Source organism: Enterococcus sp. AMC1252 (assembly GCF_058216515.1).
The window spans coordinates 2866363-2885113 of sequence record NZ_CM177097.1 but is presented as its reverse complement, the minus strand read 5'-3'; the positions used below and the strand labels follow the sequence as shown (position 1 = coordinate 2885113).

Below are 18751 nucleotides of genomic sequence, written 5' to 3'. Positions count from 1 at the left end.
CCAATCTCTTGTGATATTTTGAATGGAGTTAATTATGGAAAGACATATAGAAAGTCAAAAAGACAGCATCCGTGGAAAGTTCGGTACAGCTGTAGATAAAATTATTCAAGTTAGGTTTTGGATTGCAGCGGTTGTCTTCATTTGTATGCTTGTTTTTAAACTTCACGGTAGCTCGCTGAATATGTGGGACGCTTACGTTTCTGAATATGAAAATCCAGGTGAAAAGAGCGGATTGATATTAGGAAAGCCAAGAGGAGTCAGATCTGATGAATGGTTGGTTCAAACTCCTTTCAGTTTATCTCAAACGCAAACAGGATTGAAACAACATAATGAAGTGATTACGGTCGATGGTCAAGATATGATTGTTGGGTATAATTCTGCGGCACTTGATATCGCAACAATTGCCAAACCATTTTCATGGGGATACGTATTGTTAGGAAAAGAATACGGACTTTCATGGGTCTGGGGAATTAAACTAATTGGAATGATGTTACTTTCTTTTGAAATTGGCTTGATTTTGACTAAAAGAAATAAGTATCTAGCTTTACTTGCAAGTGTTTGGATTCCTTTTTCTTCAGCAATCCAATGGTGGTTTGTTTCTCCTGTTGGAGATTTAATCTTTTTCACTTTAGGCTTTTTAGTGGGAATGTATAATTACTTTTACTATCATGAAAGTAAGGGCAGACGATTCTTCTTTTCGACGCTCGCAGCAATTTCTATTTCAGGGTTTGTACTTGTTTTGTACCCCGCTTTGCAAGTTCCATTAGGCTATTTGATTGTATTGTTTTTGATTGGTTTCTTTTTTGAGTTTCATAAGAAAATTAAGTTGGATAAATTTGATGGACTGTTTATAGGAGGTGCTGTGTTAGCAACCTTTGTGATACTAGGCGTTTCAATCTATTCCTCATGGGAATCTTTGCTTCTAGTGATGAACACTGTTTATCCCGGAAAAAGGGTGAGTGTTGGTGGAGAGTTTCCTAGAAAGGATATTTTACTATTTTTGACGAATTGGAAAATGCCGTTTATGGATGTCACATACACAAATAATTCAGAATTAAGTAGTTTTTATCACTTGTTTTTTGTTATATTGCCGCTGGCACCGCTTATTTTCTTTAAAAAAATAAGAGAAAATCTTTACGGTTTTCTACTTTTTGTCTATTGCTCATTTAGTTTATTATGGATGAGTTTTAGTTTTCCTACAATCATTGCTAAAATCACTTTATGGTCTTATATTCCCACGGTGAGAGTAACTGTCTCTTTTGGATTTGCTTCAGTATTGTTAAGTTTATGGTTTATACAATATCTTTGGGAGAGAGAAGCGTTTAAATCTTTGGTAGTGGGAATTGTGTTGTTCTTTAATTTAGGCTTGTATTTCTTTGCTCTTTATACGGGGAATTTACGTTTGTATATAAGTAAGTGGGCAATTGTAATTATTTTACTTGTAGTTGTCTTTTTGATTGTGGCACTTTTCAAGAAATGGAAAGTAAGTTTCTGTATTGTTTTGGCAGGTATCGTATTGCTGACAGGTGTTCCTGTCAATCCGTTAGCGCAAGGTGTAGCGCCTGTTTACGAGAAGAAAATTGCTCATGAGATTCAAGGGATTGAAAAAAATGATCCAGGACAACTTTGGGCAGGTGAGCGCCTAATGTACGGCTACCTCCCTATGTTAGGTGTGCATACGTTCAATGGTATTTCTTTTACACCTAATTTAGACTCTTGGAAAATTTTGGATCCTGACAAGAAGTATGAGGATGTTTATAATCGTTATGCTCATATTAATGTAGAAATCAGCAACGATGAACCATCACTTCAACTGCTTCAAGCAGATTCTATTGTTGTAAGATTGAGTCCCCAAGTAATCAAAGAGTATGGCATAAAGTATTTAGTAACGTATAAAGAAATACAAAATCTTTCAACTACAACTGTAAAATTTGATCGGCTTTATGGACCTGATAAAGACGGTGCATATATCTATAAGGCTATTTACTAAACGAAATTCATGAATGGAGAGATGAAATGGGGAAAGTGCAGGATAAATTGAGTAATCTAATCCTATTGGTTACTATTGCTATTTCGTATTTAATGTGGGTAGTCGGTGTTGGAACAAAAATGACTTTATTTATTTATGAAAACAGTATGTACTTTTTAGCAGCAGCCCTTGTGTTGATACTAATATTAAAAATGAAAGAATTAACACGAAGTGATTTTAAACTCATTCTTTTGGCAGGTGCTATTTTCGTATTTTTTACAATTACTTCTTCCATAAGACATAGTAATCGATTTATCAACGCAGCAATCCCTTTGATAATTCTTTTCCTTCTTTGTTTTAAAAAGACTAAATTTACAAAGTTAGATTTAGGTTTGTTGGCAGGAATATCAGGTGTTGCTTTAGGTGCAACCGTCTATAGAATTTATACAGAGTTACCTAAATTGGTACCTGCAGATGCCATTTGGAAAAGCGGCAATAAACTAGAAGAAATTTGGATCAATACGAATACTATCGGGATGGCATTGTTTTTATCTACGATGATGTTAACGATTTTAATAAAATCCTTTGATATTGGCTATTTTAAATTGCTTGTTATTCCGATCTATATTGTTGGTCTAATGTCGATTTGGGTATGTCAATCGAAAGCTTCATTAGGGGCATTAGTTCTTTTTATTATCATTGATAACATTGTACCTAAAAAAATATTACAGAATAATTATTTACTATTGATAGGTTTTAGCTTGATATTTATTTTAGGTCCCGTTGTATTTTACGCATTTTCAAAATCTGATACGCTTAATTTGTTTACCGGAAGAGAAAGGATTTGGGCAGAATTTTTTGAAAAATGGTTTTCTAGCATTCAAAATATGTTGATTGGGATGGAACCGTTTAGTGCATCTTGGAAGGCTTTAGGTACTCATAATAGTTATATTTATACTTTAGGAAGCTATGGTATTTTAGGGTACATTTCCTTTTTTGGAGCACTAATCTACTTTTTAGGTTCAAATACATTTAAGAAAACAAACCTTTCATTTTTCCAAATTAGTCTATTACTGGGCTTTTTAGCTATTTGTGTTCAATCTACGATGGAAGAAACGTTACTTGCAACTCAATGGATACCAATTGTTTATTCTTTTGTGGGGATTGTTTTGCAAAAGACAGATGAAGTTTCTCAAAGATAGAGAGAGTTTTTGTTACGGTCTCAACTGAGCTAGTTGAGTGAATTATCAGGTTGCTATTTTTTTTCAAGCCTTAGTATGGTAACATGAAATTTGAAGTTTTTACTAAAGATATTTTTAGTAATAATACATCATATAATTAGGAAGGAAGGTAAAAATGTCAACTAAAAATGAATGGAATAATGCAAAACGAATTGCGATTATTATTGTAGATGTTTTAGTCTTCAATTTTTCTGTATTGGTTGGATTTTGGATTAAATTTGGATTTAACATTCCTTCATATAATTTTGTCTCATATGAAAAGTCTGCTATTTACATTTCGCTATTTTTTATCTTTTTGAATTTACTATTAGGGGCGTATGTTTTTTATAATCGAACGATCAATGACATTGTTTTTGTAACGGTTATAGGACAGTTTTTAACAATTTTATTTATCATGACTATTACTTTTGCAGGTCGGTGGTTTACTTTTCCAAGATCGGTATTAGTTTATACATTCATTGTCAGTATTTTATTGTTAAGTCTTTGGAGAATACTGGTTTATTTTTTATATTTGAAAGTCAGTTCGATAAAAAAAGTTGTGATACTTGGAACAGAAGACAGTGTGGTCTCAGCAACTCAAAATTTTGTTAGTCACAAGAATAAAAAACACCAAGTTACAACGGTTATCGTAGATCATTATTATGAAAATCTAGTAAAGCTATTGGATCAAATTGACATTGTCTATATTTCCAGTCATATTGATGAGAATGAAAAATTCAAGATTTATAAGCTTGTTACAAAAGCAGAAAAGAAACTGTTCTTGAATACTAGTTTTGAGAATTTAATTATGTTGAAACCAAATATGATGAATTTTGAGGATGAAAGTATTATTGAAGTTTCGGACTTCAGAATCAAAGGTGAAGATAATTTCATTAAACGATTATTTGATATTATGCTATCTTTTGTTTTATTAGTGATTGCGTCTCCTTTGATGCTAGTAGCGGCGATTCTTGTAAAAGTAACGTCTCCGGGACCAATTATTTATAAGCAAACGAGAATTACGTTAAACCAAAAAGAATTTCCTATTTTAAAATTTAGAACGATGTCTGCAACAGCAGAAGCGAAGTCAGGTCCAGTGCTATCTACAAGTAATGATAGCCGAGTCACTGGTGTAGGTAAATACTTAAGAGCATTAAGAATAGATGAATTGCCTCAATTGATCAATGTGATCCGTGGGGATATGGCTATCGTTGGACCTAGACCAGAACGACCATTTTTCGTTGATCAATTCAATAGTGAAAATCCGCAGTACTACTTGAGACACAATGTAAGAGCGGGTATCACAGGCTATGCACAGGTGTATGGCAAGTATGCATCTGATTATAATAGTAAATTGAATTTTGATTTATTATATATTAAAAATTATTCTTTGATGCTGGATTTGAAAATACTACTTCAAACAATCAAAATTTTATTTGATAAAGTGTCTTCACAAGGCGTAGAAGAGGTTGAACGTAGCGAAAAAGATCTTTCTTTTCTAAGTGAAAATAACATCGATTTATTTAAATGAAACGAGTGAAAAAAATGCAAACAATAGCTGTCAGCGTATTAATGTCGATCTACTTTAAAGAGAAACCAGAATACTTTATTCAAGCTATGGAGAGTACAATCAATCAGACGGTTCAACCAGATGAAATCCTTCTGGTTGAAGATGGTCCATTAACGGTAGAGTTAGATGAAGTTATTCAACAATACCAAGCAAAGTTGGGTGACCAACTGACCGTGATTTCTTTAGATGAAAATCAAGGTCTTGGGACGGCATTGGCTATCGGGGTAGAAAAGTGCAGAAATTCTCTGATTGCTCGAATGGATACAGATGACATCATGGCAGAAAATCGATTAGAAGTACAATATCAAGAGTTTTTGTCAAATAAAGATTTAACAATCTTAGGATCAAATATCATTGAATTTGAAGGAAGTCCGGATAATATACTTGCAAGAAAACGTATGCCTGAAAGTAATGAAGCCATTAGATCCTATTCAAAACGAAGAAATCCATTTAATCACATGACAGTAATGTTCAAAAAGGCTGCTGTGATACAGGTTGGGAATTACCAGCCTTTACCTGGCTTTGAGGATTACTACTTATGGGTGAGACTTTTAAAAGAGAACTTTGTAAGTTTTAATTTGCAACAAACACTTGTGTTGGCAAGAACAGGAGCAGAGATGTACTCTAGAAGAGGTGGGTTATCTTATCTGGTACCCGGACTAAAAGCTAGGCGGATTATTTACAAAAGCGGTTTGGGTAGAATCAATGATTTAGTATTTGTTTCACTAGTGCATATCGTTATAAGTTTGATGCCGAACAAATTAAGAGGATCATTTTATCAAAAACAACTTAGAAATTAAAAAATTAGTTAGAATAAAATTATTCATAACAGCGAACTTGCTTTTATGTAAAACAAGTCATTTTTATTAGAGGGTATTCCTTATGAACAATATATTTGTAAGGATCCCTGACTCGTTTTCAGTAATTAATTGGAAGTTCAATATAAGAACCACAACTATAAAGTTATGCACTGCATAGAGCAAGGCTAATTTTTACATAAAAATGTTTAAATAATAATTTGTTTACATATGAATACTAAATTTTAAAAAAACTGTAACAAAGAATGTGTATTATGATTTATAGAAGGGGCTTATATAGAAATCTGTGGTCTTTCTATCAATAATCATTGAAGAAAGTAGATTTTTCATTAGCTACACTATGTTTAATGAACCTAATATTCGATTGGACAAAGCTATTGGATACAACTAAATTTAAGAATACGATTTTCAGAACGTAAATGTTAAATAAGTTGATAGGAATGTTAAATAATTAAGAGAGGGAAATTGGATGAAAAAAAGTATTATTTTAATTGGAGTATTCGCAGCTCTAGGGTGTTATAACTCAACGGTATTAGCTGAGGAAAGTGAGGGGGGTTCAAATTCTAGCGAGCAGATAAGTGAACAAACAATCACTAGTAATGAGACTATTGAGTCAGAAAATACAGCAAAAACAGAAAATAGTGATCAAACTAAAACGGATGAATCTAATGCAGAAAAAGATATAGAAATAACTGAGGATAATAATTCTCCTATGGGGAAACAAGCGCAAAAAAGCTCAGAGTTCTTAAAAATAGATCCGAATAAACGATCTGATTTAGCAGTAAGCATCCAACCTCGTTCGTATGCTTTTGAAGATACTTACTTTGTGGCAACAGAATCTAATAGACCTGCGATAAATTTTATTGACATCTCATCACACAACGGCAATATATCAGTAAATGATTATAATATAATGAAACAATATGGCGTAACAGGAGTGGTTGTCAAACTAACTGAATTCACAACATATGTGAATCCATATGCGCAAGCTCAGATTGAAAACGCAAAAAAAGCAGGATTATCAGTGTCTGTATATCACTATAGTTGGTTTTCTAATGCCGCAATGGCAGAAGCAGAAGCAGATTTTTTTGCTAGTCAAGCAGCTGCATTAGGTCTTTCTAAGAATACAGTTATGGTGAATGATGCTGAGCAAGTTGAGATGACGACAGGAAATGTAACAGCCAACTCAGTAGTGTTTAGAAATAGATTAAATGCTCTGGGTTATAATAAAGTGGCACATTATTCAATGTTTGATTGGTTTAATAGAAAAATATTAGATACAAATATTTTAGGTTTGCAAAATAGTTGGGTAGCACAGTATCCATATAATCCGTTAAATAGTAATCTACTTCATACTGATTATGCTGCGTGGCAGTGGTCTTCTGAAGTAACATTCCCAAACGTTAACACTGGAATAGGCGGAAGATTTGATGTGAACGTTTCGTATAATAATTTATTTTTAACTTCAGGTGATTCTTATGATGTTATTGAATATGAGAAAGTAGTGAACTTTAAAGGGAAAGTAAAATCTGGTCAAAATCATGGGATTTATAATAAAATTTACAACACTGAAGGAGACAATCCCAGAATAGGCAGCAGTCCAACCTATGCAGAAAAAGATGTAGAAATCATCAGTGAAGCAAAAACATCAAAAGCAACGTGGTACCAATTTACAGTAGATGGTAATGTAGTTGGTTGGATGGATGCCAAAGGGTTTGATGCGTATGATCAAATCGAGTATGAAACAGCCGTGAATTTTAAAGGAAAAGTAAAATCTGATCAAAACCACGGGATTTACACTAAAATCTACTATACTGAAGGCAATAATCCAAGAGTAGGCAGCAGCCCAACGTATGCAGGAAAAGATGTAGGGATCATCAGTGAAGCGAAAACATCGAAAGCAACATGGTACCAATTTACAATAGACGGTAATGTAGTTGGTTGGATGGATGCCAAAGGGATTGACACTTATGATCAAATCGAGTATGAAACAGCCGTGAGTTTTAAAGGAAAAGTAAAATCTGATCAAAACCACGGGATTTACACTAAAATCTACTACACTGAAGGCAATAATCCAAGAGTAGGCAGCAGCCCAACGTATGCAGGAAAAGATGTAGAGATCCTAAAAGAAGCGAAAACATCAAAAGCAACATGGTATCAATTCAAACTAGATGGTAAAGTAATGGGTTGGATGGATGCCAAAGGTTTTGATAGCTATGATCAAATTGAATATGAAACAGCCGTGAGTTTCAAAGGAAAAGTAGCAACGGGTCAAAACCACGGGATTTACACTAAAATCTACTACACTGAAGGCAATAATCCAAGAGTAGGCAGCAGCCCAACGTATGCAGGAAAAGATGTAGAGATTCTAAAAGAAGCGAAAACATCAAAAGCAACATGGTATCAATTCAAACTAGATGGTAAAGTAATGGGTTGGATGGATGCCAAAGGATTTGATAAGTATGACGAAATAGAATACGAAAAAGCAGTAAGTTTCAAAGGGAAAGTAGCAACGGGTCAAAACCACGGGATTTACACTAAAATCTACTACACTGAAGGCAATAATCCAAGAGTAGGCAGCAGCCCAACGTATGCAGGAAAAGACGTAGAGATCCTAAAAGAAGCGAAAACATCAAAAGCAACATGGTATCAATTCAAACTAGATGGTAAAGTAATGGGTTGGATGGATGCCAAAGGGTTTGAATTATATGACATAGGTGTTTAAGCAGAGTTGTTATTCAAAATTTGAATAACAGGGTAGAGAATTTTTTTAATTGCCTTTTTACAAAAAATTTATAGTCAATTTTCGATTAGTGACCATCTCTAGCAAATTTACTTTTGTTAGAGATGGTTTATGCTGTACATTTGAAGATACGTTATCTGATCAATAGTGATTGAGTAGATACGACTCATAAATGAAAGAGATATAAAAAAATTATTACAAAGAGGTAGCGAATGAATAAGTATTTGAATTATATTTACAAGTTTTTCTTGATAACATCTATTTTTGCAATGGTATGGGCTGTTTTTTCGACGATTTATTCACCTAGAATTGGCGAAATATTTTCCTTGTTTAGAAATGTCCATTCGCCTAAAAGTATTATTTTGATTAATATTCTTTGTTTCATTTTTACATTACTTATGTATCCTACAATGGCACGATTTCTTAGTAAAGGGATAAAAAAATGGAAACTGAGCAATAATTTCACGTATATTTTTCTAATAGTGGAGTTAGTCATTTATTTTGTTTCTTTATTATTGTTTCTTCGATTCATGGATTTTAAGCAACCAGTTGATGATGCAGCAATTACGCTAAAATTTCTGGATCAGTTATCTCAGGGAGAGAAGTGGGGATACAATTATATGTATTCTAATCCTCAAAATCTCATGCTTATGTACATTTTTTCAGCGGTAAGAGTTTTTTTAGGAACTAATTATAGTTCAATTATTGTAATTTTTAGTTTATTACATGTAGTAACTATTTTGCTAACTTTTTTAGCGCTGAAAAATTTAAAACTGAGTAACTTAGTTTCTTTAGTTTCTATTCAGATACTTATTTTTGCTATTCAAATTAATTTACATGTTCCCGTTGCTTATACAGATATATTGTCGATATTTTTTATGTCAGTAACGCTGTTTTTCTTCACGGGCTATTTAAAATCGGCAGATAAAGGAACAAATAAATTTAGCTATATCTATATTACACTGGCATCCTTTTTTTGTGTATTCGGCTTTATTAGTAAGGGAACTATGCTTATATTGGTGATCGCCTTATCTTTATTTTTGGTATTGTATAATAAAGGAAATCGAAAATTGATCGGTTTAATGCCATTTTTATTTTTATTTTTTGGTAACTTTTTATGGAGTCAATTTATTGACTCACAAAAGCTCTTTCCAGATAACAATTATGGTCAACCAAATACGCACTACATTATGATGGGGTTAAACAATACACCTATTCCTAAAGATTTATCGGATAAAGACAAGTATACATGGAGTGTTGGCGCATATTCTAGCGAAGATCAACGATTTACTTGGGATATGTTTTTAGATAAACGAATTTCAAAGAAGAAAATTCAAGAAGAACATATGAAGGTTATCAAAGAAAGAGTGCGTAACATGAGCTTTGGTCAACTTATTGAGGCGCTCAATAATAAAGTATCCGTAACTTGGAGTTCGGGAGATTTAAAGTCTTCGTTTGAGATTTTTTTAGGTACGGGCAAAAATGAAGAAAAAATGTGGGTATTTAAAAATAATTTCAGTGGTTTGATTCTCTACTCAATCATGATGGTTATTCAGTATCTTATTTATTTAGGGATTATTTTGTCTAGCTTCAAATTTTTCAAAAGTATGAATCCTTTTATATTTTTTAATAGCATTTATATAACTGGTTATTTTGTGTTTCTGTTGATGTGGGAAGCAAGCCCACGGTATGCTATGGGGATTTTTATACCAACTATTTTATCAATTGGTTTGTTGTTACAAAAATCGAAGCCGGATATAGGGAAGGTTGAATAGGTCGAACGACGCTTTATAATATTAAAGATAAGTTAGAGTTATAGATACTACCAAGTATAAAAAAGTTAATAGTTAAAATGCTGAGGTAGTTATCAAAGAAATTTTGATACTTATCTCAGCGTTTTGTTTGAGATAAGGGGATATTTCTAGCAAATAAATCCAACCGGCTCGGTCTGTGTTTTACAGTTAGATTAAGATATTAGGCAAGTTATTGAAAGTTTTTATTAGATATGAGAGAATGGAAAAGGTGTATTTTTGAAAAAATTAAGTGTTTTGAGGAGTTTAGTAGTAAACCATGAATGATATAGAAAATACAGAGCAGATTAAAAAGATTCAAAAAATCAATTTAGAAATGGCCAAATACTTTGTTAGCTTTTGTGAAAAATATCAATTACTTTGTTATTTTTGTGGTGGTGGATGTATAGGTACTGTTAGAAATGAAGGATTCATACCATGGGATGATGACTTGGATTTTTTTATGCCACGTAAACAGTATGAAAAACTTTATGATTTATGGACAGAACATGCGGATTTAGAAAAATATTCGATACTGAAACCCTCCGAGACCTTTATTGACCATAATTCTTTTACAACGATTAGGGCAAATGACACAACCTTTATTAAACCCTATCAAAAACATTTAGATATTCCACATGGATTACCTATTGATATTTTTCCCTTAGACGGTGCACCAAATTCAACGTTCAAAAGAAAAATTCAAAAAGGATGGGCACTGATTTATGCATTGTTTTGTTCACAAGTCGTACCAGAAAAACATGGCGGCATAATGGCTTTAGGTAGCAGAGTATTATTGAAGCTAGTCCCTACCAAAAAAGGTCGTTTCATTATTTGGTCTTTCGCGAGTAAACAAATGTCTAAGTATGACTTTGATACTTGTGAAAATGTGACTGAACTATGTGTTGGACCAAGATACATGGGAAACATATACAAGAAAAAAGATTTTGAAAAGGCAGAGTACCTCCCTTTTGAAGATACATATATGCCCGTACCAGTAGGGTATGATCATTATTTGACTCAAGTCTTTGGTAACTATATGGAGTTACCAGATGAAAAAGATCGAGTTTCTCATCATGAAGCAGTCTTGATAGACACTGAACATACGTATAAAGAATACAAAGGAACCTATTATTGTGTGGAAAGTTTGAAGGAGGAAAAATAAATGATTACAGCACTTATTATTGCCGGCGGAGTTGGCAAAAGAATGGGACAAGACATCCCAAAACAATTCATTATGGTGGAAGATAAACCAATTATTATTTATACTTTGGAGTCTTTCCAAAAGCACCCTATGATCGATAGAATTTTAGTTGTCTGCAAAAAGGGTTGGGAAGATACACTACAGGCCTATGCAAAGGAGTACCATATTGACAAATTAGCTTGGATCATTGAAGGTGGTAATAGCGGACAAGAGTCAATTAGAAATGGTGTTGACTTTCTGAAAGCTCATTCGACAGAAGAAGATACTGTTGTTATCCATGATGGTATTCGGCCATTGGTGGATGAAATCGTGTTATCAGATGTCATCGTAAAATGTAAAGAATTTGGTAATGCTGTGACTTCGTTGCCGTATAATGAACAAATTTTTGTCAAAGAAACAGAAGAAACAACAAAACAATACATTAATAGAGAAACATTGAGAAGAGTGTCTACACCACAGGCGTACCAATTCGACAAGCTTGTCTGGGCTTATGAGAAAGCCTTTAAAGAAGGAATCGGTATTTCAGAATCATCATATACAAATACTATGATGGTAGATTTAGGAGAGACGCTTTATTTTGCTGTGGGATCGGATAAAAATATCAAGTTGACTACACAAGATGATCTTCAACTATTTAAAGGCTATCTTCGAATGAAGGAAGAATAGGAGAATTTAAAATGTTTCTGAATAATCTGGACTATCAAAGAGATATTGAAAAAGTTGCTCAAGAAAAGTTGGACTGGGAGAAACTAAAAAATAAATCTATATTGATAATTGGTGCCTCGGGCATGATAGGGACCTTTTTTGTAGACTGTCTAATGACTTTAAATGTAAAATATAGTCTTAATCTTTCTGTTTATGCAATGGGGAGAGATAAAGATAAGTTAGAATCAAGATTTATTAAGTATCAATCAGATCTTAATTTTCATTTAGTCTTAGGCAATGTGCTAGCCCCTATATCTTCTGCTATAAAATATGATTTTATTATACATGGGGCAAGTAATACACATCCAAGAGCTTATGCAAGTGATCCAATCAATACAATAATGACTAGCATTAAAGGTACTGAGCAAGTTCTTAATTATGCTGTAGAAAATAAAGTTGAGCGTGTTCTCTTTCTGTCAACAGTTGAAGTATATGGAGAGAATAGAGGCGATGTTGAAAAATTCGATGAGAGCTATTGTGGATATATTGATTGTAATACTTTAAGAGCAGGCTATCCAGAAGGGAAGCGCGCAAGTGAAGCTCTTTGCCAAGCATATATAAAACAATATGACCTAGATATCGTGATTCCTAGACTTTCTCGAGTTTTTGGACCTACAATGTTAAAAAATGATTCAAAGGCGTCTTCTCAGTTTATAATGAATGCTGTCAATAATGAAAACATCATATTAAAGAGTGAAGGAACACAGTATTATTCATATTGTTATATGGCTGATGCAGTTTTTGGTTTATTCTATTTGTTGATCAATGGTAAAAAAGGTGAGGCATATAATATAGCAAACAGTCAATTTGATTTGACATTAAAAGAATTTGCTTATAAGTTAGCTAATATTGTTGGAACAAAAGTGATTTTTGAGAATCCAGATCAAAGTGAAGCTATAGGTTACTCTAAAGCTACCCAAGCGATCTTAAGTACGGAAAAAATAGAAAAATTAGGTTGGAAACCTCTTTATTCCTTAGAAGAAGGTTTGAAACAAGTCATTAAAATTATGAAAACTGAGAGGTGAAACTAGTGCCTAAAATAAGTATTATAGTGCCAGTGTATGGTGTTGAAAAGTACTTAGATAAATGTGTGAAATCTATCTTAAATCAGACCTTTAAAGATTTTGAACTAATTCTTGTAGATGATGGATCTCCAGATAATTGTGGAGCAATGTGCGATGTCTATGCAACTGAAGATGAAAGAGTAATTGTTATTCATAAAGAAAATGGTGGATTAAGTGCAGCTAGAAATGCTGGATTGGATGTTGCCAAGGGGCGTTTTATTGGTTTTGTTGATAGCGATGATTATATCGAAAATGATATGTACGAGTTGCTTTATGACAACATACAAAAAGAAGAGGCAGACTTATCAATTGTTGGGATTTTTGATCTTTATGCAGGTAAAACTCCTGTTATAAAAGAACAAAAATACATTGTTACAGATATGCTTGGGGCTATGAAAATAATATTGGAGGGGAAATTAGTTTCTGTAAACGCCTATAACAAATTATATAAACGAGAAATATTTGAGGAAGTTCGTTACCCAGTCGGAATGATTACAGAGGATGCAGCTATAATTTTAAATGTACTTGAAAAGACAAAAAAAATAGTTATTGATACTCGACAAAAATATTATTACTATCATCGAGCGAATAGTATCTCTAGCAATCATTATTCTAAAAAGGATTTAGATACAATCAAAGCTTGGGAAGATAACGAAACACACATTTTGAAAAAATATCCTGATCTTGCTTATGTTGCACACACCCGTGTTTGTTGGGCTTATTTTACAGTTTTAGACAAACTAATGAAGAGTCAAGTAGAGTATGAAGACAAAAAGATACAAGAAAAGATTGTAAAATTTTTACGTGAGAACTTTAGCTTTGTAATGAAAAACATATACTTTACGAGAAACAGAAAAATTTCTGCGCTTGCATTAAAATTTTCAGTTCCTTTATATAGAAAAATATCTGTTTTAGAAGAAAATCATAGGAAAATAAAAAATGAATAGTTTAGGAGTAAAAGCATGGGGTTAAATAAATTTTTTGAAATAACAAAATTACCTTTTTTAGTGATATTTGAAGTTATGTTGATATTAAGAACTATCAATATCTATAGTTTATTACCAAGTATCTTGGATAGTTTGATTTTTGGAATATTGTCGGTTTGGGCGGTTTTATATTTAGCAAATCAATTATTCTTTAGCATTAAGAAGAGGCAATTTACCTATTTTGATCCCTTACTAATCTTTTTTTTAGTAATGATTTTTTTATCTACATTACTACATTATCAGACCTATCTTGTTGCAAACATGAAGCTTTTGATTTGGCAGGCTATATATCTTCTAGTAATTTACCAAATTGGGAAAGAGAGAAATAGAAAAACATTTGCCTTATTAGAAACGATTTTGTTAGTTGCGTGGTTTTTATTAGTTGTTATAGGTATAGGAATGTTTTTCATGCAATATACTTATTCTGCTCCTTTGGATAAAATATACAATGGACTACGTGTAGGTTTTTTTGAAAATCGATTATACGGGTTATTTGCAGATCCAAACTTTGCAGCAACTATCTCAGTAGTGACCATTGTTTTGTCCATTAGTTTATTATATAGAAAAGTCGCAAGAAAATGGGCAATATTGTTAATTATAAATATTGCCTTACAATGGATTTACATTGTGTTATCTGGTTCAAGAACTGCGTATGTTGAGCTTTTCATTGTTACTTTTGTAGGTGTATTTTTCATAGCTTATAAAAGATTTGATAAAACAAATCTTTTTATACGTTTGATCTATTCTGCATTATCTGGTGTTCTATTTGTACTTGGTATTTATCTAGCTACCTTGCTTATTGAAAAAGGAATGCTTTATACATTGGATTTAGTTAGAGAATTAAAAGCAAGAGGCACTCCTGATGTTTCACTAGATCGTCCAGATGTGGAAAACAAATCAGATATATCCAATAATCGCTTTGGTTTATGGGAAAGTTCTTATGATATATTTAAAACTAGTATGTGGTTTGGAACATCACCAAGAAATTTAGTTACATATGCGCAAAATGTGTTACCTGATACACTGATTGCCATTAAACGACAAACCTCGCATAATTTTTTGTTTTATTTATTAGCAACTACAGGTTTGGCTGGGACAATCCCAATGGTATTATTTTTAGTCAATAAGATTTTCTTAGCTGTAAAAGCATTGTTTTCAAATAAAGTAGCAATTTTTGATAATTTTTTATTACGAGATGTTTTAGTCTCCTTAACTATATTAGTATCTGCTTTATTTTTAACAGAACTTATTTTAGTTAATAAAATTGGTACATTTTTATTTTGGCTTTATTTAGGAGCTGTCTCTGTTGCAATAGAAAAGAAAAATTTGGTTGGAGAGAATGATGAAAATATTAACGATTGAAGAAATACAAGAAGTTAGTACGAAGATACTAGTATATATTGATGATATTTGCCGGAAAAATAATATCGAATATTCAGTTTTTTATGGTAGCTTAATTGGTGCTGAACGACATCAAGGTTATATTCCTTGGGATGATGATTTAGATATTGTATTGACTCGACCAAATTATGATCGTTTAATCAGCATTTTATCAAAAGAAACAAAGTACTTATTATTGAGTTTAGAGACAACGGAAAATTATCGTTATACTTATGCAAAGTTAGTAGATAGCAGAACCTGTGTTAAAACAACGCAATATTATCATAGTGAAGATCCTAATCTAGGTGTATTTGTCGATATTTTTCCAATAGATGGTTTTCCTGTTGATGACTTTTCACGCGAAAAGTTTGGCGAGCAATGTGAAATGTATCGCTATAACATGTTAGCAACGCTAAATGCTTCGTACGCAATCTCAAGGACTTGGTGGAAGGCATATACTAAACGAATTCTTTTTTACCCAAAATATCTTAAATTACTTAAACAAGGTGATTACACTTATTGGAAAAATTTATTTATGAAAGAAACGATTAAATATCCTATTGCTGAAACGTCACTGTGTGGATATATTGAGTTTTTTGATGAGGAATGGGGAGTCTTTCCGGCTGAATGGTTTGAACATTATGAAGATATAATATTTGCTGGTGAAACAGTTCGTACAATAAAAGACCGAAAAAAGTTTTTGACTTTACGATATGGAGATTATATGCAACTTCCACCAGAAAATGAAAGAGTGACCCACCATCCGTACACTTTTTATTGGAAATAAGTTAAATAAGGGAGCTTATAATAGTGAACTATGAACGGACAATGATCATTACCTTGGACGAAAAATCAGTCCTGTTTTCAAAAGATGCACAAAAATTAGGCATTCATGTGGAAAAATATTTTAATAAACGTCCAATATGGGTAAAAATACTAAATATTATTGATAAAAAAATGAATCTACAATTGGCTTCTTTCTTTTACGGTGATTGGAAGAATAAAATGAAAGAAATAGACTTTGTTCTATTAAACTCTCATTTTTTCTCACGTCCTGTGATCAAGTACTTGAATCGGAATTTTCCAACGGTTCGTATTATTGTCTGGTATAGTAACCCTGTGTCTAAAGATACTCCCGTACAATTTTTTAAAGGATTGAATTGCGAGATTTGGTCATTTGATGAAAGTGACTGTAAGAAATATGATTTAAAACAAAATAATCAGTTTATTGATCATTCTAGGCTGATCGTTACTAAAGAAGGGGCAAAATATCAATCTGATATTTGTTTCATAGGTGTGGATAAAAACCGACTGAGTATTTTAATGGAGTTAAAGCAGTATTTTATTAGTCAAAACTTAAGTCCATTGATTTATGTCGTAGATTCGTCTAAAAACTCTCGTTCTGATTATGAATATCAACCTGCACTTTCTTATAGTGAGTTGATCAACTATGAAGGAAATACAAAAGCAATCTTAGATATCGTTCAAAGTAACCAGTATGGTATATCACTTAGACCACTTGAAGCAATTTTTTTAGGCAAAAAATTAATAACAAACAATCCCAGTGTTCAAAATATGGATTTTTATAGACCTGAAAATATTCTAATCCTAAATGAAAACAATCAACATGAAATTCTTAACTTCTTGAAAGTGCCTACTGTGGATATCCCACGAGCGATACGTCAAAAATATGAATTTAAAGGCTGGTTTAGTAATTTTTTTTAGAGTAACCGTATGTCGTGAACAAGTTAGTTAGAGGAAATCTAACAATTTTTTTGTTAAAAAACAATTTAAAATAAATGATGAAATAAGAGGAACCTATCATGAATGGAAAAGCTAAATCGGTCATAAAAAATTTATACTATACAGTTGCGGCTAATTTTGCTACGTTAGGCATCTCAATTCTTTTAAATCTATTTGTACCCAAGTTACTCGGAGTAGCTGAGTATGGTTACTGGCAGTTGTACGTATTCTATTCTTCTTATGTTGGTTTCTTTCATCTAGGTTGGATTGATGGTATTTATTTAAAAATTGGTGGAGAAGAATATGATGATTTAGATAAGAAAAATCTAGGCTCTCAATTTTGGTACTTAGGGATTTTTGAGTGTCTTGTTTCATCTCTAGTGATTATCTGGGCACTATTTTTCATGCCACCAGGAAATAAAACGATGATCTTATTACTTACTGCAGTTGTTTCATTAGTGACCATAGCTAAGACCTTTATTTTATACATTTTCCAATCTACAAATCGCATTAAAGAGTATGCGCAATTATCTAGGAGTGACCGCTATCTATACGTAATGTTGATTGGGGGCTATTTTCTTTTAGGTGGACGTAATTTTTTCTGGCTGATTGTTATGGATATTCTTTCTAGATTGATCCTAACCCTTTGGGGGATGTATCGAATCAAAGATATGTTGAACTTGAGATTAGTGAGTTTAAAGAAAGTATTGCCTGAAATATTGGATAATATCAATATTGGTAGTAAATTGATGCTTAGTAGTGTAGCAAGTATGCTTATTATTGGAACGATTCGTTTCTTTGTAGAAAGAAAATGGACGATTGAAACCTTTGGTAAGCTGTCATTTACTTTAAGTATCTCCAATATGTTTTTGACTTTTGTCAATGCTGTGGGAGTCGTTATGTTTCCACTATTGAGAAGAACAAATCAAAAAAAATTACCTGCTTTATTTGTAACATTAAGAGACTTGTTTGTACCGATCACTTATGCGATTCTGTTATTTTATGTTCCAGCTAAATATGTCCTTTCGTTATGGCTTCCTGATTATGCAGAAAGTCTGAAGTTTATGGGAATATTGTTTCCAATCATCATTTATGAAGGCAGAATGTCCTTATTGATCAATACGTATTTAAAAACATTACGAAAAGAAAAAACGATTCTATTTGTCAACGTAATGACGTTATCTTTATCTTTGATTTTATCAATCTTCATTATTTTCGGATTAGGGAACTTAACTTGGGCGGTTGGACTTATTTTGTTAAGTTTAGCTTTCCGCTGCAATTTAGCAGAATTTTTCTTATGTAGATCAATGAATATTCATATTGAAAAAACGATGATTTTTGAAACGATCTTAACGATTTTATTTATATTAAGTAATTTATTTTTTGGAGGCAGCTTTATTAGTACCGGTGTTTATGCTGTATGTTATGCTGCTTATCTTTTACTCAATCAGAAAAAAATAGTGAGAAGTTTCAATGAGTTTCGAGGATTACTAAAAGGAAATTAGCGATAATTTTATACTAAAAAGTGCTCAGCTATATTTAATAAACATAGAGAATAA

At 32.4% G+C, this 18751-nt stretch carries 14 protein-coding genes; all 14 read left to right on the top strand.

Features of this window, described 5'->3' with window-relative positions; genetic code table 11:
- Positions 1-34 precede the first annotated feature (34 nt).
- The 14 genes from AC4BB5_RS13620 to AC4BB5_RS13555 all read left to right on the top strand — a co-directional run bounded on the left by AC4BB5_RS13620 (position 35) and on the right by AC4BB5_RS13555 (position 18697).
- Positions 35-1990, top strand: coding sequence for a DUF7657 domain-containing protein (locus tag AC4BB5_RS13620; RefSeq protein ID WP_490456657.1), 1956 nt, complete (start codon positions 35-37; stop codon positions 1988-1990).
- A gap of 26 nt (positions 1991-2016) precedes the next feature.
- Positions 2017-3171: an EpaQ family protein gene (locus tag AC4BB5_RS13615; protein ID WP_490456656.1), complete on the top strand. Its 1155-nt coding sequence runs from the start codon at positions 2017-2019 to the stop codon at positions 3169-3171.
- A gap of 154 nt (positions 3172-3325) precedes the next feature.
- The gene (locus tag AC4BB5_RS13610; RefSeq protein ID WP_490456655.1) at positions 3326-4720 is read left to right on the top strand and encodes a sugar transferase; all 1395 of its coding nucleotides are present in this window, start codon (positions 3326-3328) and stop codon (positions 4718-4720) included.
- A 14-nt stretch (positions 4721-4734) separates the two neighbouring features.
- Positions 4735-5559, top strand: coding sequence for a glycosyltransferase (locus AC4BB5_RS13605; protein ID WP_490456654.1), 825 nt, complete (start codon positions 4735-4737; stop codon positions 5557-5559).
- A gap of 487 nt (positions 5560-6046) precedes the next feature.
- Positions 6047-8302, top strand: coding sequence for a GW domain-containing glycosaminoglycan-binding protein (locus AC4BB5_RS13600; RefSeq protein WP_490456653.1), 2256 nt, complete (start codon positions 6047-6049; stop codon positions 8300-8302).
- A 548-nt stretch (positions 8303-8850) separates the two neighbouring features.
- Entirely contained in the window at positions 8851-10095 is a 1245-nt protein-coding gene (locus tag AC4BB5_RS13595; protein ID WP_490456652.1) for an ArnT family glycosyltransferase, read from the top strand.
- Positions 10096-10390: 295 nt separating this feature from the next.
- Positions 10391-11275 carry a LicD family protein gene (locus AC4BB5_RS13590; RefSeq protein ID WP_490456651.1) on the top strand — a complete coding sequence of 295 codons (885 nt, stop codon included), beginning with the start codon at positions 10391-10393 and terminating at the stop codon, positions 11273-11275.
- Positions 11276-11980, top strand: a complete 705-nt coding sequence (locus tag AC4BB5_RS13585) for an IspD/TarI family cytidylyltransferase (RefSeq protein WP_490456650.1) — start codon at positions 11276-11278, stop codon at positions 11978-11980. It begins immediately after the preceding gene.
- An 11-nt stretch (positions 11981-11991) separates the two neighbouring features.
- Positions 11992-13044, top strand: a complete 1053-nt coding sequence (locus tag AC4BB5_RS13580) for an NAD-dependent epimerase/dehydratase family protein (protein WP_490456649.1) — start codon at positions 11992-11994, stop codon at positions 13042-13044.
- 5 nt (positions 13045-13049) lie between these two features.
- Positions 13050-14030: a glycosyltransferase family 2 protein gene (locus AC4BB5_RS13575; protein WP_490456648.1), complete on the top strand. Its 981-nt coding sequence runs from the start codon at positions 13050-13052 to the stop codon at positions 14028-14030.
- Between the two features lie 15 nt (positions 14031-14045).
- On the top strand, positions 14046-15431 hold the full coding sequence (locus AC4BB5_RS13570; protein WP_490456647.1) for an O-antigen ligase family protein: 1386 nt from the start codon (positions 14046-14048) through the stop codon (positions 15429-15431).
- On the top strand, positions 15412-16236 hold the full coding sequence (locus AC4BB5_RS13565) for a LicD family protein (protein WP_490456646.1): 825 nt from the start codon (positions 15412-15414) through the stop codon (positions 16234-16236). Before AC4BB5_RS13570 ends, AC4BB5_RS13565 begins: the two co-directional genes overlap by 20 nt.
- A gap of 23 nt (positions 16237-16259) precedes the next feature.
- Positions 16260-17174 carry a WaaS/CpsH family glycosyltransferase gene (locus tag AC4BB5_RS13560; RefSeq protein WP_490456645.1) on the top strand — a complete coding sequence of 305 codons (915 nt, stop codon included), beginning with the start codon at positions 16260-16262 and terminating at the stop codon, positions 17172-17174.
- 98 nt (positions 17175-17272) lie between these two features.
- Positions 17273-18697 carry a lipopolysaccharide biosynthesis protein gene (locus AC4BB5_RS13555; RefSeq protein ID WP_490456644.1) on the top strand — a complete coding sequence of 475 codons (1425 nt, stop codon included), beginning with the start codon at positions 17273-17275 and terminating at the stop codon, positions 18695-18697.
- The last annotated feature ends 54 nt before the right edge of the window (positions 18698-18751 follow it).